This is a genomic window from Ammoniphilus soli, from assembly GCF_040813775.1.
The window spans coordinates 1-20,548 of sequence record NZ_JBEGDL010000054.1 but is presented as its reverse complement, the minus strand read 5'-3'; the positions used below and the strand labels follow the sequence as shown (position 1 = coordinate 20,548).

23 protein-coding genes and 1 pseudogene are annotated in these 20,548 nt (G+C 39.0%); 23 read left to right on the top strand and 1 reads right to left on the bottom strand.

Going from position 1 to position 20,548, the window contains the following annotated elements:
* The first annotated feature begins 91 nt into the window (after positions 1-91).
* The 7 genes and pseudogenes from ABLT31_RS35855 to ABLT31_RS35825 all read left to right on the top strand — a co-directional run bounded on the left by ABLT31_RS35855 (position 92) and on the right by ABLT31_RS35825 (position 4,817).
* Positions 92-496, top strand: a complete 405-nt coding sequence (locus ABLT31_RS35855) for a hypothetical protein (protein WP_367760454.1) — start codon at positions 92-94, stop codon at positions 494-496.
* 171 nt (positions 497-667) lie between these two features.
* Positions 668-1,163 (top strand): annotated as a pseudogene (locus ABLT31_RS39115) (hypothetical protein).
* A gap of 159 nt (positions 1,164-1,322) precedes the next feature.
* Entirely contained in the window at positions 1,323-1,859 is a 537-nt protein-coding gene (locus ABLT31_RS35845) for a GNAT family N-acetyltransferase (protein WP_367760451.1), read from the top strand.
* Between the two features lie 148 nt (positions 1,860-2,007).
* A complete protein-coding gene (locus ABLT31_RS35840; protein ID WP_367760450.1) occupies positions 2,008-2,493 on the top strand; it encodes a hypothetical protein in 486 nt (161 codons plus the stop codon).
* A gap of 139 nt (positions 2,494-2,632) precedes the next feature.
* Entirely contained in the window at positions 2,633-2,920 is a 288-nt protein-coding gene (locus ABLT31_RS35835) for a hypothetical protein (RefSeq protein WP_367760449.1), read from the top strand.
* Between the two features lie 90 nt (positions 2,921-3,010).
* Positions 3,011-3,511, top strand: a complete 501-nt coding sequence (locus ABLT31_RS35830; RefSeq protein WP_367760447.1) for a hypothetical protein — start codon at positions 3,011-3,013, stop codon at positions 3,509-3,511.
* 241 nt (positions 3,512-3,752) lie between these two features.
* Positions 3,753-4,817 (top strand): YeiH family protein, encoded by a 1,065-nt coding sequence (locus ABLT31_RS35825; protein WP_367760445.1) that lies wholly within the window; start codon positions 3,753-3,755, stop codon positions 4,815-4,817.
* Between the two features lie 178 nt (positions 4,818-4,995).
* Here the strand turns inward: ABLT31_RS35825 and ABLT31_RS35820 are convergent, their stop codons facing one another.
* Positions 4,996-6,501, bottom strand: a complete 1,506-nt coding sequence (locus ABLT31_RS35820; RefSeq protein WP_367760443.1) for a sigma-54 interaction domain-containing protein — start codon at positions 6,499-6,501, stop codon at positions 4,996-4,998.
* Positions 6,502-6,850: 349 nt separating this feature from the next.
* Between ABLT31_RS35820 and ABLT31_RS35815 the strand changes: the two genes are divergently transcribed.
* The 16 genes from ABLT31_RS35815 to ABLT31_RS35735 all read left to right on the top strand — a co-directional run bounded on the left by ABLT31_RS35815 (position 6,851) and on the right by ABLT31_RS35735 (position 19,916).
* The gene (locus tag ABLT31_RS35815; RefSeq protein ID WP_367760441.1) at positions 6,851-8,023 is read left to right on the top strand and encodes an iron-containing alcohol dehydrogenase family protein; all 1,173 of its coding nucleotides are present in this window, start codon (positions 6,851-6,853) and stop codon (positions 8,021-8,023) included.
* 85 nt (positions 8,024-8,108) lie between these two features.
* Positions 8,109-9,872 (top strand): sulfoacetaldehyde acetyltransferase, encoded by a 1,764-nt coding sequence (xsc, locus tag ABLT31_RS35810; RefSeq protein ID WP_367760439.1) that lies wholly within the window; start codon positions 8,109-8,111, stop codon positions 9,870-9,872.
* Positions 9,873-9,926: 54 nt separating this feature from the next.
* Entirely contained in the window at positions 9,927-10,565 is a 639-nt protein-coding gene (locus ABLT31_RS35805; protein ID WP_367760438.1) for a phosphate propanoyltransferase, read from the top strand.
* A 137-nt stretch (positions 10,566-10,702) separates the two neighbouring features.
* On the top strand, positions 10,703-11,890 hold the full coding sequence (locus tag ABLT31_RS35800) for an NAD(P)/FAD-dependent oxidoreductase (protein WP_367760437.1): 1,188 nt from the start codon (positions 10,703-10,705) through the stop codon (positions 11,888-11,890).
* 340 nt (positions 11,891-12,230) lie between these two features.
* Positions 12,231-13,568: an MFS transporter gene (locus ABLT31_RS35795; RefSeq protein ID WP_367760435.1), complete on the top strand. Its 1,338-nt coding sequence runs from the start codon at positions 12,231-12,233 to the stop codon at positions 13,566-13,568.
* A gap of 220 nt (positions 13,569-13,788) precedes the next feature.
* A complete protein-coding gene (locus tag ABLT31_RS35790) occupies positions 13,789-13,962 on the top strand; it encodes a Spo0E family sporulation regulatory protein-aspartic acid phosphatase (RefSeq protein WP_367760433.1) in 174 nt (57 codons plus the stop codon).
* Positions 13,963-14,642: 680 nt separating this feature from the next.
* A complete protein-coding gene (locus ABLT31_RS35785) occupies positions 14,643-14,780 on the top strand; it encodes a hypothetical protein (RefSeq protein WP_367760431.1) in 138 nt (45 codons plus the stop codon).
* 416 nt (positions 14,781-15,196) lie between these two features.
* Positions 15,197-15,376 (top strand): hypothetical protein, encoded by a 180-nt coding sequence (locus ABLT31_RS35780; protein WP_367760428.1) that lies wholly within the window; start codon positions 15,197-15,199, stop codon positions 15,374-15,376.
* 123 nt (positions 15,377-15,499) lie between these two features.
* On the top strand, positions 15,500-15,910 hold the full coding sequence (locus tag ABLT31_RS35775; RefSeq protein ID WP_367760427.1) for a hypothetical protein: 411 nt from the start codon (positions 15,500-15,502) through the stop codon (positions 15,908-15,910).
* Positions 15,911-16,069: 159 nt separating this feature from the next.
* Positions 16,070-16,939 carry a diacylglycerol/lipid kinase family protein gene (locus ABLT31_RS35770; RefSeq protein WP_367760426.1) on the top strand — a complete coding sequence of 290 codons (870 nt, stop codon included), beginning with the start codon at positions 16,070-16,072 and terminating at the stop codon, positions 16,937-16,939.
* A 463-nt stretch (positions 16,940-17,402) separates the two neighbouring features.
* Positions 17,403-17,855, top strand: coding sequence for a CBO0543 family protein (locus ABLT31_RS35765; protein WP_367760425.1), 453 nt, complete (start codon positions 17,403-17,405; stop codon positions 17,853-17,855).
* A 323-nt stretch (positions 17,856-18,178) separates the two neighbouring features.
* Complete coding sequence (locus ABLT31_RS35755) at positions 18,179-18,310, top strand: Uma2 family endonuclease (protein ID WP_462976584.1); 132 nt, start codon at positions 18,179-18,181, stop codon at positions 18,308-18,310.
* Positions 18,311-18,557: 247 nt separating this feature from the next.
* Positions 18,558-18,848 (top strand): helix-turn-helix domain-containing protein, encoded by a 291-nt coding sequence (locus ABLT31_RS35750; protein ID WP_367760424.1) that lies wholly within the window; start codon positions 18,558-18,560, stop codon positions 18,846-18,848.
* Complete coding sequence (locus tag ABLT31_RS35745) at positions 18,829-19,104, top strand: hypothetical protein (RefSeq protein ID WP_367760423.1); 276 nt, start codon at positions 18,829-18,831, stop codon at positions 19,102-19,104. Before ABLT31_RS35750 ends, ABLT31_RS35745 begins: the two co-directional genes overlap by 20 nt.
* Positions 19,101-19,352 carry a type II toxin-antitoxin system RelE family toxin gene (locus tag ABLT31_RS35740; RefSeq protein ID WP_367760422.1) on the top strand — a complete coding sequence of 84 codons (252 nt, stop codon included), beginning with the start codon at positions 19,101-19,103 and terminating at the stop codon, positions 19,350-19,352. Before ABLT31_RS35745 ends, ABLT31_RS35740 begins: the two co-directional genes overlap by 4 nt.
* Before the next feature lie 366 nt (positions 19,353-19,718).
* Positions 19,719-19,916, top strand: coding sequence for a hypothetical protein (locus tag ABLT31_RS35735; RefSeq protein ID WP_367760421.1), 198 nt, complete (start codon positions 19,719-19,721; stop codon positions 19,914-19,916).
* The last annotated feature ends 632 nt before the right edge of the window (positions 19,917-20,548 follow it).

The following is a 20,548-nucleotide window of genomic DNA, read 5'->3' as shown; positions in this document are numbered from 1 at the left end:
TTTCGTTACCCAAACAAATGGGAATAAATGTTAAACGATCAAACTGTGGTACAATTAAGAAAAATCATATGGGAATAAATAGGAGAGGAAAATGAAACGTTTTAGAACGTGGACAATCGTTATAACCATGCTAGTGATTACCGCAATCGCTTTGTCTAATCTACCTAAGAAATTAGAAGAACGTAATCATGTAAAGCAATTCCAAGAACAGCTTGCAAAAGAAGTTGACCCATGGAAAGCGAAAGAAATGATTGAATCTGAAATAGAAAAGGGCAGTTTAAGTGAATTTGGAGGGACTGAATTACGAATTGAAACTGACCCAACGAGTCAATTCGGTCAATCGTTATTTGTTTATTTACCTGAACTTAAGACAGATGAAGATATACCGTCAAAAATTCGAGAAAAAAGATTCGCAGAGCGAAAACATGAGTTTATGGAACAAGTTGCCCTTTTATTAGACAATCCAAGTATTGTGTACCATTTCAAAACAAAATGATCAAGAAAATTGTTATTGCGCTAACGGGACTCGATACTTACATAAGGCTGCTTCGGCAACCTTGTTTGCTATTCTGCTAAAGGTCAGTCATCCTCAACATTGACATATGTTTCCGAGAGACGAAAATGGTTAAACTATCCTCAGATTATGGGGGTGGTTAGATTGATAAAAATGTTTAAAAATCTCACAGTATTACTTTGTCTAATGTTGCCTTACACGGGGACAGCCCAAACACAATCTCCACAAGTGTCATATCCATGTAGCGTGGTTCTTAATCCAGTAAAGGATATTCCCAATGCCCAAGGTACTGCTTTAATTACGAAAGTTAAAAAGCCATATACAGAATCGATCAATGAGCGCTCTGAGAGAACGGGAGAGCGTAGGTATTTATGCTGATTGGCTTCCGTCACCTTCGTCGTTTGGAGACTATGACCAATATGAAGGATTTGCCCAAGTAACTGGTGTAATCAGTTGGCGATTTAAGATGTATCCAGTTAAAGAAGACTCTCCAAGCTGGTTTGGTGGAACTCCTTGGGTAGGGAAAATTGACGAGATATCTTTCGGACTTCCCGTTAATACACGGGTGGAGGTACGTCTTTCTAATTCAAAAACCAATAAGTTAGGACCTGCCATTTTGCAAAACACCCTACATGGATGCCGTAACTAAGAGCAATGTTATCTAGAATTATGTTACTTCACTAACGAGGATCGATAGCAGGGGACGGCATCAAGCATCCGTCCCTTGCTTCGTTGCTGCACTATCGGGGAGGTTAGTGGAACAAAGACCCCATTAAAATAAGACAAAAGAAAAGAGGAGAACTTTATTATGATTGAATTAAAATTTTTCGAGCGTTCAAATTTTCAACAACTGATAAATTGGTTTGAAACAACAGAGTTTTTACTTCAATGGGGAGGTCCTAATTTTAGGTTTCCTTTAGATGAACAACAATTAGAAAACTACCTTAAAGATGCAAACAAGGACAATTCTAATACTTTTGTTTATAGCGTAATAGAAAAGGAAACTGGGAAAGTCATAGGACATATTTCGTTGGGGAATGTTGACAGAATAAACAAATCAGCGAGAATTGGAAAAGTTTTAGTTGGTGATAAGAGTGTAAGAGGAAAAGGTATAGGTCAACAAATGATGACAGAAATTCTTAAAGTTGCATTCGATGAACTTCGCTTACATAGAGTTAGTCTCGGAGTGTTTGACTTTAATTCCTCAGCAATTGCTTGTTATAAAAAGTCAGGATTTGTAAAAGAGGGATTACTCAGAGACGCAAGAAAAAGTGGTGACGAATATTGGAGTTTATGGGAAATGAGTATTTTAGAAAATGAATGGTCTGAAAGAAATAAAGGTTAGGTCTTATTGTTAACGGGTGCGATAGCGGGGAATGGGATCGTATTCGTCCCCTGCTTCATAGCTGCGGTAACAGGCAGTTAAACGAAACAGGACAGCATTGTAACACGTCTAACACACTATATTAAGAATATTTATGGGAGGTTGAATGGTGAAAAAAATAACTCAGTTTGCACTTAGTTCTTTTTTGTTACTGGCATTTATTTTAACGGGTTGTTCAACGGAAACAGGAACGAAAAAAGAACAGAGTTGGGCAGAAAGTGCGACATTTGTTCAAGAATTTGTTAATCAAGATGGACAAAAGATAGAGAATGTTTTTCGAATTGGTGATAATGGAAAACTTGGTTTCGGAGAGTACGGACCTTTTGTTGCTGGTAAAGTTCAAAAGTATATGTGGCACTTTTGGGGAGATAAAGAAACATTGACGAAACCATTTAAAGTAATCGGAGTTAATAAAGAAACTGGCGAAAAAATAAACGTGTTTGAGGTAATGGGACAAAACATTGCACCGAATAATGGGGCTGACCATCATTTACCGTCATCTATGATGTTACCGAGTAAAGGGTTGTGGCGATTGGAAGCATATTTTGGAGACGAATTGTTTGGTAATGTCATTGTGAATGTTCAAGAAAAATAGGGATTGTTTGTGAGGAGCAGCTTTATTGTTGCTCCATATTTATTTGGTTGTTGAGGTATTGGGAGATTAGTACAATAAGAAAGGTGATAAAATAATCGGTAAAGCTTCTTAATGAACAGGATAATTGGAGATTGATTAAATGAACAACTTTAAGTTTTTTATTTTTCAAGTCTTATTAACTTTTTTGGGGATTGCAACTGATATTCTGTTTAGAGAATTAATTTATGAACTACCTTTCTTTAATAATAGACTTATTCCAGCTTTAATTGAGACATCTATAAATGCGTTTTTACTGTATTTTGTCTTTAAATTATATTCTTCTTTAAAAACAACTAAATTACGATACAAGATATTAATACATATGGCTGCTTTTATTGTAGGAGCGATATTTGTAGGATTAACGTTTAGTTTTTTTATGGACGTGTAATTTTTTTATAAACGGATTATTTCTTATTCAAGTAACGGAGATCGAGAGCTTCATAAGGATCGCTAATTCAGCAGCATAGGGAGACGAAAGATGAAGAAGGTTGTAATCTGCAATTCTGTCGGGCTTTATGTAGAAGCTCTAACACGGGGCAAGGAATATGAAGTGATAGCCGAAGATGAGGAAAAAGAACAGATAAAAATACTTGGTGATAACAACCGAGCAAGGTGGTTTAGGAAGCATTATTTCGTACCTTATGGGAGTAGTGTTCCCGTGTTGGTTAAATGGCAGTTCGATGATACTATCGATGATTCTAGTGAAACATCATTAGAGCATATTGATATTACAGTTTTTTTAAGCGATGGACAAAAAAAATGGTGTTCGGTATGTACTAAGGCAGGATTGGTTGATTATATTGAACGCAATATGGACGGCAATGTTTTCCTTATCGAAAACCAGATCATCGTTAAGAATTTTTTGTGTGAAGTGGTTAATGATGCTCTAATCTATTTAGATCAGCAAAATGAGTTAATAAGTTCAACGAGGTTATTGACGGGGATCGATAGTGAAATAAATAAAACCCAATCTTCTTGAATTAGACCAAGAGATTGGGTTTTTTAGTGGGGTATTTGCTTAACGTTGTAAATCCGCATTTTCCTGACGCTACCCCATGTTGTTTTTAAAACACCACATAATGGTGATAAATGGATACCAGGTCACTTACAATCAAAATTATCTTTTAAAATCACATACATATTTAGAATAGACTGGTTGGCATGGATATTGCTTTATTTTAGTAAATAAAATCTAATTAATAAGTTAAGGAGATAATCTCATGCCACTACCTAACACAAACTCTATCAAACATGTTCTAGATTCAGGTTCACAAACCATTACAGAACCAGGTCTATGGACTAAATGGCAAGGTTTTCTGAAAGGGTTACTTCTTACGCTGGTCCTAGCAATTCTGGCAGGAAATATCGCCCACTTACCTTTTTTTTCTATTATGGGAATCATGATCATCTCGATTATTTTAGGGATGGGTTGGAAAGGGATCATAGATGTTCCTTTGGATTCAACCAAAGGAATAACGTTTAGCAGTAAGATTCTTTTAAGAGTAGGCATTATCTTAATGGGTCTTCGACTGAATCTTGAACAAATTGTTTCAGCCGGTATGTCTGTTGTTCTTATTGATGTGATGGTGATCGCATTCACTCTAACGGTTATGATCTATCTAGGTAAATGGTTTTCGATTGATCGGCATTTGTGTGCACTCATTGCTGTCGGCACAGCTGTTTGTGGAGCGGCTGCTATTGTAGCTGTTGCTCCTTTAATTGGTGCAAAAAAAGAGTTTACAGCAGTTTCCGTAGCTTGTATTGCGATTTTAGGAACAATCGGAACTATCCTTTATACGTTCCTCTATCCTATCTTGGGTTTAGAATCTTATCACTACGGAGTCTTAGTGGGTTCCACTTTGCATGAATTAGCCCATGTCATTGCCGCGGCAGTACCGGGAGGGGATGTGAGCGGAGATATAGCTATTCTAGTTAAACTGGGACGGGTAGCTTTGTTGATTCCAGTAGCTTTGATACTCGGTTATTTCTATCAAGCAAAGGATTCTAAAAAGGAAAGAAAAGGTCTAAAGGATCTCCCTATTCCATGGTTTATCTTTGGTTTTCTTGCTTGCAGTTTAATCAATACGTTGGGATTTATTCCCCTAATGATAAATCAGATGCTTATCTCGCTCAGTGTATTTTTATTATCGATGGCCATGGCAGGGCTGGGATTGGGAATTAATCTAGAAGACTTTAAAAAGGTTGGCATCAAAGCTGTATTAGTAGGGGTTTTAGGTTTTATAGCTTTGACTGCGTTGGGGCCTATTTTATTAAAATTAGTGTAAAAAACAAAATCATATTTTATAATTGATTTTGCTTTTGGGTATGCTTAAACTTCCTATACAGTGCCGTCTAATAAATTGGGATTTGTTTTTTGATTGGAACGTTACCCAGTATACTAGAGGCACTTTTTTTGTTCATTGTTTTAAATTAATTAATTTATTTCAGGAATGACTCCTGTTGTTATTTACCCATCGTATTATAAATTCCAAGTCGCTTCATTTTTCGAATCAAACTGGCATGATCAAGACCGAGTAAGGAAGCTGCTGAACGTATACTTTTTGCCGTATGAAGTGCTTTTAATATCTGTTCTTTTTCAAATTGTTTCAAAGATTGTTGTAAAGACTTGCTCTCCGATTTATTTAAATGTGTATCTTCGATGGATTGGAAGCCATTGTCTTCAATGGATGGAATGCTATTTTCTTCAGTTAAGGGATGGTCAAAATCCCAATTATTTTTTACATGTTCCGGTAAATCCTCTGGGGAAATAAAAGAAGTGGTTGTCGAGACCACAAGAAATTCCATTATATTTTTCAGTTCACGTACATTTCCCGGCCATGAATATTCTTCTAAAACTAACATGGTTTCCGGTAGAATTTGTTTTTGTAAATTATATTGCTGACAAAATTCGGTTAAAAAGTGTTCAGCGAGTGGTTGAATATCTGGTTTTCGTTCGTGCAACGATGGGATTTGAAGGTGCACAACATTAATTCGATACCATAGATCCCCCCGGAATTTTTTTTCTTGTACTAACTGTTTTAAATTTTGATTAGTTGAACAAACAAGTCGGAAGTTTATTATTTTAGGTTTCGTATCACCGATACGAGTTATCGTTTTTTCTTGTAGTACACGAAGTAATTTGGACTGTAAAGGTAAAGGCATTTCGCCAATTTCATCTAATAGAATAGTTCCGTTATTTGCCAGTTCAAAAAGACCCGGTTTACCTTCTTTACGAGCACCGGTAAATGAACCGCTGACATAACCAAACAATTCGGATTCAAACAGTTCGGGCGGTATGGCCGCACAATTTACTTTGATAAAGGCTTGATCAGCCACAGAGCTCCACTCATGAATCATGTTTCCTAACACTTCTTTCCCTGTTCCTGAGGGACCGGTAATTAATACGGTTGTGGGAAAAGAAGCAATTTGTTTGATCTTTTCGAAGAGTTTCTGCATTTGTGGACTTTTATAAACTAGAGGAGTTTTTCCATGGTTTAGAGTCGGGATTTGGTCAGATAGCCTTTCATTGATCTGTTCTGTATGACGTAGTTGTTCCTGTAAATGATGTAAATAAGTAACATCTCGAACACTGGTTACAATCATTTTGATATTTTTGTCCGTATCCAATACCGGATTAGCTGTAACAACAAAGTACTTTTGCTTTTTGATTCGTTGTACTATCGTTGTGGTTTGTTTAGATTGTAATGCAATGATTGCAGCTGACCTATCAAAGTATTCAGATAAAACTAGGTCTGATATGTTTTTACCTACCACTTCCTCTCGTGAAATACCAGTCGTGTGTTCATAAGCTTTATTGACTTCTAATACTACCCCTTGATGATTGACTATAAAAAGGCCGTCAGAAGAAAAATTAATAATTTCCCGAAGTTGTTTGTTGATGGATTGTAATTGTGTAATTTCTTGGAGCCATTTTTCTTTATCGGTGTAATCCATGAGTATACGATTCATCAATGCCCTCCATGTTTTATAACACCATTTTTGTTTTTAAGACACCAGCTATGGTAGCAAATGGTCACCATACTATATTTATTATACATTATAAAATATTTGAAATATACATATATAGCTGAATATTATAGTTGGCACAGTTATTGCTTTATATAGTGGCAACTGAACAATACCTGTCAGTTGATCAACGACTAACGTATACCAACTCTTCATCATGTTAATCAGCTGGTTGGTATGAAAAATCAGAGGAGGGGATAATTGAAGAAAATTCAATGAGTCGTTAAATTTACAAAAGATCTAAATAATAATAGATGAAAATCTAATAGGCTAAATGAAATGGAGGGTAAACATGTCAAAACTCGATTTACCACGTCACATCCATATTGAAAATGGTAGTTTAAATAAGTTAAATGAATTTGTCATTGCAAATGGCGCTAATAGAGCTTTTATTGTAATGGACTCTTTTTTAGCAAGTTCTCCATTAAATCTTAATAATAGAGTGAAAGAAATATTAAAGATAGGTAATATAGAAAGCATTATTTTCAGTGATTATTCGGGGGAGCCGACAACGGAACATGTAAATGCTGCTCTTCATGTGTTGAGGGAATTTAAAGCTGATTGTGTGATAGGTATTGGTGGAGGTAGTGCACTAGATTTGGCTAAAGCCGTTTCGTTATTTAGTATAAATCCGGAGATGACATGGTCCGCCATCACCAATCAACCGCATCTCAATCGTCTACCTCTTTTAGCGGTTCCAACTACAGCTGGAACGGGATCAGAGGCCACGAAAGTAATGGTGATTACAAATGTTGAGACCAATGTAAAGATGAATCCAGGTCATCCACATTTAATTCCAGATGCAGCTATTTTGGATCCAGAACTCACCTTGAGTTTACCTCGAAGCTTTACAGCCTATACAGGACTTGATGCACTTGCACACGCCATGGAAGCCTACGTATCCAATCGGGCTACAGGAATGACTGACCTTTTTGCTCTAGAAGCCATACGCATGATTGGCACGGCTTTACCACGACTATGCGAAGATGGCAAGGATAAAGAAGCCCGAGAAAATATGATCTTAGCTAGTTGTTTTGCAGGGATTGCTTTCTCTAACGCGTCCACGAACTTAGCCCATGCGGCAGGACGACCTTTAGGTGCACACTTTCATATTCCACATGGATTAAGTATAGCGCTTTTATTACCATTTGTTATGCGTTTTGGACTTCAAGTAGCTGAACAGCGTTATGCGAATATAGCCATTGCATTAGGGACAGATCCGACATTGGATCCTAAAACATTGGCAGAAATATCCTTAAAGCTGATTGAAGGATACAATGATAAATTTGATATCTGGAATGATGGTCGAAAGTATATTCCTATTCAAAAATTACGGGATGCTATTCCGATTCTCGTTGAAGATGCTATGTCAGGGAATGGTATATCTACCAATATGAAAGTTCCAAACCAGCAGGATATCGCGATCATTTATGAAAGGCTAGCAGAGAGACTATCTATTGGATAGAGTCAATCAAAATGAATCATGATCGTTTAGGGGTTTATCGTTAAATTTATTCATTACATTAATAATATTTAGGAGGAATTAAATCATGGAAAAAGTAAAAACGAACAATTTAAAAGGAACAAAAGTAAAAATGACACCGAGTGAGGCCATTGTCGAGACTTTAGTGGCTGAAGGGGTCACCCATATTAACGGTATCTTAGGATCTGCCTTCATGGATCTGCTCGATTTATTGCCGACGGCCGGCATTCGCTTTATTGGTGTCCGTCATGAGCAAAGTGCCGCTCACATGGCCGATGCTTATACTCGAGTTACCGGAGTTGCCGGGGTCGTGATCGGACAGAATGGTCCGGGGATCACCAATATGGTCACTTCGGTGGCAGCGGCCTATCAAGCTCATACTCCGATGGTCGTAATTTCCCCTTCTGCCGGTACACCGACCATTGGTTGGGATGGTTTCCAGGAATGTGATCAAGTCTCTGTTTTTAAAGCGATTACAAAAGAGACCGTGAGAGTGACTCATCCTAGCCGCGTAGCGGATTGCTTAAGAACAGCCTTCCGGATTGCCTATGCCGAACGCGGACCTGTCCTGTTTGACATTCCTCGGGACTATTTTTACGGGGAACTGGAAGACCAAATTCTCGAGCCACATCAATATCGTGTCGATTCACGCGGTTGCGGTTCTCCAGAATCATTGGCCAGAGCGGCCGAATTATTGGCTCAAGCGAAATATCCCGTGATTATTTCCGGTAGAGGTACGGTAGACTCCGATGGCATCGACGCTGTTAAGGAAATTGCCGAATATCTGACTGCTCCGGTGGCCGTTTCCTATATGCATAATGATGCTTTTCCAGCAAATCATCCTTTAGCGGTGGGTCCGATCGGATACATGGGAGCCAAATCCGCTATGCATACCTTGAAGAAAGCCGATGTGGTGTTAGCGATCGGTACCCGTTTATCGGTATTCGGTACCTTACCGTGCTATGACATTGACTACTTCCCGAAATCAGCGGCCATCATCCAAGTGGATATTAATCCAAGAAACATCGCTCGTACCCATCCGATTGAAGTCGGCATTATCGGAGACGCGCGTGCTGCCAGCATTGAAATTTTGAAACAGCTCAAAGCGCTCGTACCTAACTTCAAGTCCAAGCAAGACCGTTTGTTGGAAGTAGCGAACGAAAATCAAAAGTGGGAAGAAGAGCTGATTGAACTGGCCATGATCGACGGAAGTCCGATTAACCCGCGCCGGGCATTGCTGGAACTGACTCGAGCATTACCTGAAAATGCGATTGTGTCCACCGATATCGGAAATGTTTCCTCTACCGCCAATGCCTATCTGAAATTCAATGAAGGCCGTAAGCATATCGCTGCCTTGACCTTTGGTAACACCGGCTTTGCGTATCCATCCGCATTAGGGGCCAAATTAGCGAACCCAGATTGCCCGGTTATTGCGATCGTCGGAGACGGAGCATGGGGAATGAGCTTGCATGAAGTCAGCACGGCAGTAGAAGAAAATATTCCGGTGATCGCCTGCGTATTTAATAATGGCGCTTGGTGTGCAGAGAAGAAGAACCAAGTCGACTTTTATAACAATCGTTTCGTAGGGGCGGATATCCAAAACCCTGACTTCGCCGAAGTGGCCCGATCCATGGGAGCGGTGGGAATCCGAGTGGAAGATGCCACTGAATTGGGAAGCGTGATTCAAAAAGCGATTCAATCCAACAAGCCTACGGTCATCGATATCCAAGTCGATGGTACCCAATTGGCTCCTCCATTCCGTAAAGATGCATTAAAGATGCCGGTTCGCCTATTAGAAAAGTATGCTCACTTGGATCATAAAAACTGGTAAAGATGGTTTTCCACTTTCAAGATCGATGCCATTCGAAAGGGGGGGAATTCCCTCATGAAAGGAATCACCGCCTCCGATGCCATAAGTATGGTTCTACCATTCATTGCAGAAAGGAAGTTAAACGAAATTCCTGTTGGGGTTTCAGCAAGGCATGTACACCTCTCAACTGATCATATTGACGTTTTATTTGGTCAAGGGTATCCATTGCAAATCCTGAAAGAACTATCCCAGCCCGGTCAATTTGCAGCCAAAGAAACTGTGATGTTAGCTGGACCCAAAAGTGTCATCGATAAAGTGAGGATATTAGGTCCTGCTCGTCGAAAGACTCAGGTGGAAGTGTCTTTAACAGATGCCCAGCGTTTAGGAGTGTCTCCCCCTATAAGAGATTCCGGGGATCTTAATGGAAGCAGTCCGATTACGATCATCGGTCCTAAAGGGTCTATTTATCTCCATGAAGGGGTCATCATTGCCAATCGACATATTCATATGTCTGAAGAAGAGGCTTTGCAATTTCAAGTTCAAGATGGGGACGGAGTGCTCGTCATGTCACAATCGGAAAGACCGATTCTATTTAGTGACGTGAACATTCGCGTGAGTTCTCGGTATCGCCTTGAATTTCACATTGATACCGATGAAGCCAATGCCGCTAAACTTAAAACAGATGATCTAGTTCTCCTAATAAAAAAGGATTAAGCGGTATTCTTTCCCCATCATCCCATGATGTACATTGATTTTGGGGTGGACGTGATTCCCTTCATTATGGGTTGTCCGTGAAGGCGTCCACCTTTTCCAAACGTGTTATTAAAAATGGAAAGGTATGAACGTTACGTATGAAAAAAATCGTTATTTTAGGTGCCGGGTATGGTGGGCTTATGACTGCGGTCAGTTTACAAAAACAAATCCACCCTCATGAAGTACAAGTAACCTTAGTGAACAAACATCATTATCATTATCTCACCACATGGCTTCATGGACCTGCTGCTGGTACCCTGCATCATGATCATTGTCGTATTGAGATTGACCACGTGCTAGATACTCATAAAATCAATTTCAGAAAAGCAACCGTAGACTCGATTCAACCTAAGGCTAAAACTGTTACATTATCAGATGGACAACGCATCGATTATGATTATCTTGTCATTGGTTTGGGTAGTGAACCAGAAACCTTTGGCATTCAAGGTTTAAAAGAGAATGCGTTCAGCATTCGTAGTATAAATAGTGTTCGTATGATCAAGGAACATATTGAATACATGTTCGCTAAATTCCGTAACGAGCCCCATCGAACCGATTATTTATGTTTTATTATAGGTGGAGCTGGATTTACAGGGATTGAGTTTGCAGGTGAATTAGGGGATCGTATACCTGAATTATGTAATGAATTTGATGTCGAGCCTTCTCTTGTTAAGATCTACAATATTGAAGCAGCTCCAACGGCATTACCGGGATTCGATCCCGAACTGGTAGACTATGCTATGGATGTTTTAGTAAAAAAGGGCATTACTTTCAAAATTAATACGCCAATTAAACAGTGCAACACAGACGGAGTCGTTTTAGCAGATGGAGAAGAGATTAAAGCCGGTACGATTGTATGGACAGGCGGGGTTCGCGGTAACTCCATTATTGAACAATCAGGTTTTGAGGTCATACGTGGCCGTGTGAAGGTGGATGAATATCTTCGTGCACCTGGCTATGATCATGTGTTTATTGTGGGAGATGGAGCTTTAATATTCAATGAGGAGAATGGACGCCCTTATCCCCCGACTGCCCAAATCGCTATTCAACAAGGTGAAAATCTGGCGAAAAATTTAGTGAATCTTTATCGTGGGAGCCCATTAATGAAATTTGTACCTAGTTTGAAGGGGACAGTTGCCTCAATTGGTAAAAGGGAAGCGATAGGGGTGGTTGGAAGCAAGAAAATATTTGGGACAAGTGCGGCTATGATGAAAAAAGTGATCGATTATCGCTATTTCTATATGTTGGGTGGATTCGGGCTATTACTGAAGAAAATGAAAGTGTAACAGACTATAGAATCCTTTTAATTTACCTGGTGATGATATAACACCATTTATAAATAAAAAAGATGGTAGCAAATGGTCACCGATGTTCGGTAAAATGTAAATAAAAGAACAATCAGGACCATAATATTCAGATCATTTTAAATGGCATGAAATTTGCTATAATATTTTAATGAATATAAGGAGAGTACCATCACGTTTACTGCCAAGATGTGAGGAAAGGAGGAAGGATCGATCAAACAAAACGTTGAAATCGCTTTCCTCTGCTTCATGTAAGAGGATTTGACATCTAGACTTGGTTTATTATTTGAAAGACTGACTTCATTCCGAGGGGAGGAAATTTATGAAAACTACGGATAAAGGAATGCTTAGGCGTGTTGCAGGTTCAAGTGTAATTGGTTCGACAATTGAATGGTATGATTTCTTTTTGTATGGTATTGTAGCGGGTATCGTATTTAACAAATTATACTTTCCGGCGGGTGACCCTTTAATCGCTACACTGCTGGCATACGCAACCTTCGCCGTCGGCTTTGTTTCGCGCCCATTGGGCGGTATCATCTTCGGTCATTTTGGGGACAAAATTGGTCGCAAAAGTGTACTGATTATTACGTTAGGGATCATGGGGGTTAGTACAGCATTGATTGCCTTCATTCCTACCTATGAGCAGATCGGGATATGGGCTCCTGTTTGTTTGATTATTTTACGTATTTTTCAAGGTATTGGCCTGGGGGGCGAGTGGGGAGGTGCTGTGCTCATGACTTTTGAACATGCACCGAAATCCAAGCGAGGTTTATACGCTAGTTTACCACAAATTGGACTAGCTATTGGTCTCCTGTTAGCTTCTGGTGTTGTAGGGGTTTTGTCATCTCAGTTGCCAGACAATCAATTCATGTCCTGGGGCTGGCGTTTAGCCTTTGCTCTGAGTGCCATCATGATATTCCTAGGTTTGTGGATCCGCCTCAATGTGTCGGAGTCGCCGGAATTCCAGGAAATGAAAAAACATAACAAAGAAGCGAGCGCTCCCTTTAAAGAGATGTGGCGCGGGAATACCGGAAACATCTTTGCGGGCATGGGAGCCCGATACATTGATGGCGTTTTCTTTAATATCATGGGTGTATTTTCGATCAATTATCTTACAGATACCATTCAAATTTCTCGAACTGACGCGTTGCTCGGGGTATCGGTCGGTGCATTGGTTATGTGTTTTTCCATCCCTTTCTTCGGCTATCTATCCGATGTATTCGGGAGAACGCGGGTGTTTCTGTACGGTAGCTTAATTGCCGGTTTTTCAGCACTTCCGGCTTTTTGGTTAATGTCCAACAGCGACGGTAATATCTTGCTGATTTGGTTGTCCATCATCATTCCTTTTGGTATTTTCTATGCTGCGGTCTATGGCCCTGAGGCTGCGTTGTTCGCCGAATTGTTTGATGCACCTGTTAGGTACACAGGGATGTCGTTCGTATATCAGTTTTCCGGTATCTTTGCTAGTGGACTGACACCGATCATTGCTACAGCTTTGCTTAAACTGAACAACGGATCCTATACCTACATTACCTTGTACGTTATGTTTGCTGGGATTGTCAGTGCTCTTTCAGCACGTTGGATCCAATCCCGTCAAATTCGATCAACTCAACAATCCATTCAAAAGGAAGATTTGGAACCTAAGGTTATGTCTCAATAATAAATTACTACTAAAAAACGGTAACTCGATAAAATCTCACCGTATAACTAGTTGACATAAGTTTAGAAAACGCAGATCTCTCTGGCTAAGCCATTATTTGTGCTTTGTTCATGGCATCTAGGTAAATCCGTTTACTGGATCAGCGTTACCTTTTAATCGAAAAAGCCCTGATTTTTCGGGGCTTACCATTTTTAAAATCGGGTTTAGATAGGAGAATATTATGCTACTAAAAAAAGTATACGAAGAGTTTGAGGAACATAGACGTAAAATGGAAGAAGCAGGACTATTATATGGATTACATGATTCTAGAGTATTACAGTACAGTAAGAAATTGAATGATATATATAATCTGTTAATAAAACTAAGATATCCTGATGAAGAATTAATAGGTTAAATTCATGGGGATCGATAATGAGTTAGTGGAAAAAAGTTTGAATCTACATTCTTATCACGGTAAATTTTTAAGCGTTGCTGATCTACTCAAACATTGAGGAAGTTATGGAGAACTTAAAACTCCAATATTAATTAAGCGAATTAACAGAGAATTAGCCGCACATGTTGTTAATGAGATAAAATCCCAAAAAGAAGGTTCTCCCATGTATTGGAAAACCGGCTTTTTTATTGATAATACCTGATTTACTTGCTTTATTTAAGCTCCCTATCAAACAGTAATGGATCACATCCGGGATTAAGATCCAGCATGTGACCCATTTTTACACGTATCTCGGTCATACCCCTAATTGGGGAGTCCTTTTTGGCGCATCCACTGTCAAGCTTTGATGGGAAGGAGCATAGGGGCGAAGATCTATGTAATATCATTAAAGTTACCCGGTATTGAATTCCGATACCGGGTAAAATCATTCTATATGAAATCCAAATGACCAAACGATAGAGAACCAAAAAGACAGATGACACTACGTATTCCGAGAACCACCAACACTTGAGCTATGAAACAGCAAAGAAAGTCGATTAATCCCTTTTATGGATAAGTGTCATGGACGCTTTTTTAAATTTGAAGATACACTTACGCCATCCGGAAGATAACCAAGAAAAACAGGTAGAGAACGCTCCTTCATGTTGCCAAACCATAAGAATAACCCGTGTGACCCCTACCGAAAAAAGCGCCACGACCGTAAATATACCGTATTGAAGAAGAACCAGCTGGGATGGATTCCAAACGACGACGCAAAACCAAGAGATCAAGAAGCATAAACCTATATCACCTGGATTTTGTTGAATGCAATGTTTCACCTTTTTTCCTGAAATCCATGAAAGGGTTATGATAGTGAAAACAGCGTTACATAGACCCTTCATTAACCTAATACCCAGTCGTCTCCTCATCTGTAGATACCCGCCTCTTCATCCCTTTTTTTTTAGTATGTGAAAAAAGAAGAACCTCACTCGATGTGTGGAGAACTTATATCATCTATTGAGAAACCTCTGTTTTTGTGGCCAAAGTTTTCGATAACGAGAGTTTACAAATCACTTAACATAAAGGCTATCCTTTACCACTTTCCACGGCAGGCGGGCTTTCGAGCGCATCATTTTTAGGTTTAAAAAAAATTGATTCTGTGATAGGGAGAAGTAAGGACTGGATCCAGTACAAAAGTTGAGAGGTGTCCGGAATCGTGATACGCTCAAGTGGAATCGTACATTGTTGTGAAACAGGTTATTACATCACCGCCAAGAAGTTTTCGGGTGATTGGTACTTTCCAAAATACTACCTTGATGAAATTACGGAACAGGCATTTGCACAGATTAGAGAAGCGATGAAAGGTTTACCGGAAATTAAAAGTCAGAATGATTAGCTCTTCTTGGTAAGGGATTGGTTAGCGGGGTAGTGTGACTCTACTCCGCTTCTTTGTTACTGAACGGGCAGTTTTCTTCAATACTTGAATTAGATACAATAAAAATAAAGGGGTTGAGCGGTAATGAGTTTGGCTTCCTACATTGGCTGTAATATAGAGATAACAGTCAATGATGATGAATATACAGATGATCCTGTCTATATTGGCAGTTGTTTTGCGGATGAGTATAACCTGCTAAATGTAAAGAAATATCAGTTTACTACTCCTTATGTTAATGAGGTATCAAGTCATTGGGGGATTGAGATTTCGAAATATATGAACCCAGAAACGTGTGCGGAATCAAAAATGAAGTTGTTAGAACTATGTAAAATAATGGACGGTTATCTTAAAAAGGGCGATTATTTTGAGTTGTATAGTTGTTGGGTGGGCGAAGAAACTGAAAAGCGAGAAGGTACAATAGTCCTTCAAATCAACATCTTTGACATCGACCAGATTGAAATTCCTGAAAAAACCTTAGTTAGATTTGAAAAATGAAGTATCTACTCAACTAACAGGATCTTTAGAGGTATGATATGCCTATACATAGGGAATACCCTCATTGGTTAATTGTTTGTTTGGTCACTTACATTATTCCAAGGAACTGCTCCCTTTTGGGATGTCTCTAAAAAAGGAAATAAGCACGGGGTGTTCTTTATGATCTTTATAGTCAATCCAACCGCTGGAAACGGGCGAGCAAAATCTGTATGGTCCATAGTAGAAAGGGACCTTAAACGTAGAGGGATCCACTATAAAGCCCATTTCACTAAGGGCTACAACGATGGAACAAGAATAGCACGAGATTTGGTTCAAGAACAGGCGAGCGGTATTATCGTAGCGGTTGGAGGAGACGGGACCATTCATGAGGTGATTCAGGCTCTCGCCAATCAAAAGACGGTCCTAGGAATCATCCCAGCCGGCTCAGGAAATGATTTGGCACACTCTCTAGAGATTCCAGCTGATCCACGCGATGCTCTGGAAATCCTAGTGAGGGGAAATATAAGAAGCTTGGATTTAGGAAAAATAGGGGATCGTTATTTTATTAATAATGCGGGAATTGGATTGGACGCTTGGGTTGCCAAACATGCAAGCGAATCAAAAATAAAAAGATGGGGAAAAATGGGATATTTGTTAACCGCTCTTTATGGGATGGTACGATACCATCAGTCTTCTATTAGAATGGATATAGATGGGGTGAGTAACCGTTTCTCACAGGTATGGTTGGTCGCCGTTTGTAATGTTCCTTATTATGGTGGGGGAATTCCCATATGCCCGGAAGCCATTCCCGATGACGGATCTTTTCAAATTTGTGTCATTCACAGTATACCACGATACAAATCATTAAGAGCGATTGTAAAAATCCTTCAGGGTAAACATAAAGGAGTTACAGGAATTGAACTGTTTTCAGCAAACAAACTGATCATTGAATCGGAACACCCGCTTCTTCTGCATACCGATGGTGAAATCGCAGGGACGACACCGGTAAGGATAGAAGTTCATCATCTTAGTCTTCGTGTGGTCATGTAATACATTCCTTGGGTTCTTGATGAAAAACCAGATGATGAGTGATACCAAATCGGTAATAAGTTGAATTTACTTATTGAACGGGAGTCGATAGCGAGATAACTTCGTCCCTAATAAACAGTTAAATAAAAAAGCCGCTAACTTCATATACGGTAGTAGCGGCTTTTTCATATATAAATTTGAAATTATGTCTTTGATAAAATGTACCGCCAGCCCCTTCCACCGCTGTCAGTGATGGCGACCTCAGATGCCGCCCTACCTGTAATCCATTATATAAGGCTTCATAAGGAAAATGGAATACAATCATTACCATTGGTTCTTTACACTCGATATAGGACTTTCTTCACAAAAAAATAAAGTTATTTTTACGATCGTTTAACCCATGACGACAAACCTATATTTACAATAGATATCAGTAGACTGGAAAAAATGGGTTGATTTTAAGAATACAACTAAGAGGTTAAACATGACTTTTCCAATCATTAAATTTATTATTTCATGGGCTTGCTTTATCTTTTTTGGTGATAAAAAGAAATTCTCTTTGATAGCCCCAACGTGTTATGTAGCCATTATCTTAGCCCTTATAACTGATTTATTGATGTTTCTCTACCCTCTATGGAATTATGAATCAGAAACAAAAATCCAGTTGTTTGAAAAACAAATGCTCAATTCATTTGGAATCTATTTCGTGGTTACCTACTTGTTTCTTCAAACATTACCTAAGAAACAGAACATTTTTAATGTCGGTTTACACATCCTTTATTGGTCTATCCTTTGTATATCAATTGAAATATTGGCATTTAAATTAGGGTATATTTCATATGGACTTTGGTGGAATTTAGGTTGGTCGTATCTTGTTGATTGGATTCTGTTTCTTATTTTTTATGCCCATCACAAATGGAGAGAAAATGATAATTGAACTTGTAAATACAGAAAGGTAAACAGAGGAGTTTGATCAGATTTTTAGCCCTACGGTTTTAGTCAAAAAAAGGAAGCCGAACGGTTATTGCACTATTGAGAATCGATACTTTCATGAGGCTGCTTCGGCAGCCTTTACTGTTATTCTGCTACGTAAAAAAGAAGGTGCAGCTCACCCATAGACATGAGTTTAATCGATTTCAGAAGGCTGCACATGGTTGCACTGGTGGTGAATTAACAGGACAATAAAATAGGGATGAGTGGTTAGCTCTTTGGTCAGCACTTTGGGTTGGCAACACCGTTGCTGGATTGGACTGAGGCTTCATTATTGAACAAGGTTGTAAAGGAAGTCCAGATCTCATTGTAGAAATTTTATCACCTTCAACTGGAAAGCATGACCGATGGTTCAAATATAAGTTATATGAAAGGGCCGGAGTTAAGAATATTGGATCTTAGATACAAATCATGAAAAGGTTGAAGAGTTCATCTTAAATTATAGCAGTTATTTTCAACTTCAAGGTGTCTATGAAAACAAAGACACCGTCAAAGTAACTATTTTTGAAGATCTTTCAATCAATATAAACAACATATTTGGATAAGTCGAACTAAAATCATCTTTAAAATTTCCCCATAATTTAACAGGTTATGTTGATATAATTAAACTTAATGTTTATAATATTAAACATTAAGGAGGGTGGTGAACATGGCCGTTTCCTATGCGCCGCTTTATTCAACCCTACACGACAGGGGTCATAAAATAAGTGATTTAAGAAAAGCGAAGATCATTTCATCCGCAACATTAGCCAAGATCGGAAAGAATGAAATGGTGTCCATGGATGTCATTGATAAAATTTGTACAGTTCTGGAATGCGATTTCAAAGATGTGGTAGAACACAGGATAGATACAAGGTTAAAGGTTCAATTGGATGAGGCCATAAACGCTGTCAAAGATGAAAAAGAGGAGGCAAATAGCCATGAGCTTACCCAACGATAATCTGAAAGATGAGATGCACCGGATCATCGATTCACTTCCTCCAGAGGAAACCATTGCCGCTCGACACTATCTAAAATACTTATTAGATGAAGCTTTACGGAAAAGGAAGGAATTACGTCAGGTATTAGACAGCGTCCCCTATGACGATGAGCCGGTTTCAAAGGAAGATGCAACGGAAATTGAGAATGCTCGGAAAGAGATCGAGGCCGGAGAGACAGTCTCACTGGATGAGGTGAGAAGGAAGTTGGGCCTATGAGGGTTGAATTTAGGAAGAGTGCACTGAAGGATCTAAGTAAACTGGATAAAACCATGCAGCAACGCATATTAAATGCCTTGGAAAGCTTCGCCCAACACCCCATAGAAGCGGATATCAAGAAGTTGAAGGGATATGAGGACGTTTTCCGACTTCGAGTAGGGGATTACCGGGCTGTGATGGAGATTGTTTGGCAAGGCGACGTGGCTTACGTTATCCGGATACGACATCGACGCGATGTGTATCAATAATGTAAAGCTAGCGTCTCAAAGAGGCGCTATTTTTCATTCGTTAACCTTTCCCTAAATCTTAACAGTCGTTTCATATATTTTTCATCTTTCTAATTTACAATGACATTTGGTGGGACAGCAACCGGGGCTGTCATCTCCGTATAGCGAAGGATGGGGCTGGCGGAATACAAAGAGGAATATTAAACAATGGATTTGACAAGATCATTTTGAGGACAATCTCGGATGGTCTTTTTATTTTCAATAATAACAATCCCCCAGCAAACAATGTCCGTAAATCCCTTATTGGAGATGGATCCCTGGGGGAGTTATTATATAGTGGGAGCTGCGAAGACTTGGCACTTTTTAATTTGTACGGGAGGTGTATTTATGAAGCGAATGATTGATCACGTGGAAGACCCGGTCAAAGGTGATATTGTAACAGCTGCAAGGTTAAACAAGATGGAACAAAGGATTGAGGATGTGTACATCGCAGTTTGTGAAGGATCCGAACAAAGTAGCAGTTTGTTAGAAGATTTATCCGATTATAAAGCTGAATCAACAAATCACATCCCTACCTTTTTCTAAGGGGGAAGAAGAGAAACAGAAAGACACAACAGCGGGTGTGCAAGTAAACGCTGATCCAGTCTTAACCTATTTATTCATAAAACAGCCGGTTAAATAGATACGGTGATATTTTCTTTTCAAAAGCATCCTTATTCTCTTTAATTACGCAAAATATCAATTTGGCGAAAATAAAAGTTGTTGATGAGGGAACGAGTGTTTGGTATAATGATAAAAAGAATTAAGTGAAAATTTGGAGGTGCTGATCTTGGATTTTTATTCTTTAAGAGGCCAATTCCGGATTGAACTTGAACATTTCATTGAAGAACGCCATTTTATAGATCGTGCCAAAGTTGAAATTTTATATTGTTCACATTGCGGAAATCAATTGAATAACCAACTTAACGTGCATTGGTTTACGATAAACAATCCAGATCTACGAAGTTATCTCCAGCAATTCTGCTCCAAAGAATGTGCAACCAAACAATATTTAATTGATAGATTGATGTGTAACTATTTCGCTGTGGACAAGTCCAAAGCGAAATAGAAATTGAACTTTGCCTTAATTTTCTGTTCTAAACAGAAATAAATTACGTAATATATATTATGTTAACTAATTACGTCAAAACCGCATTTTGTGTAATTTAAACCGGAGG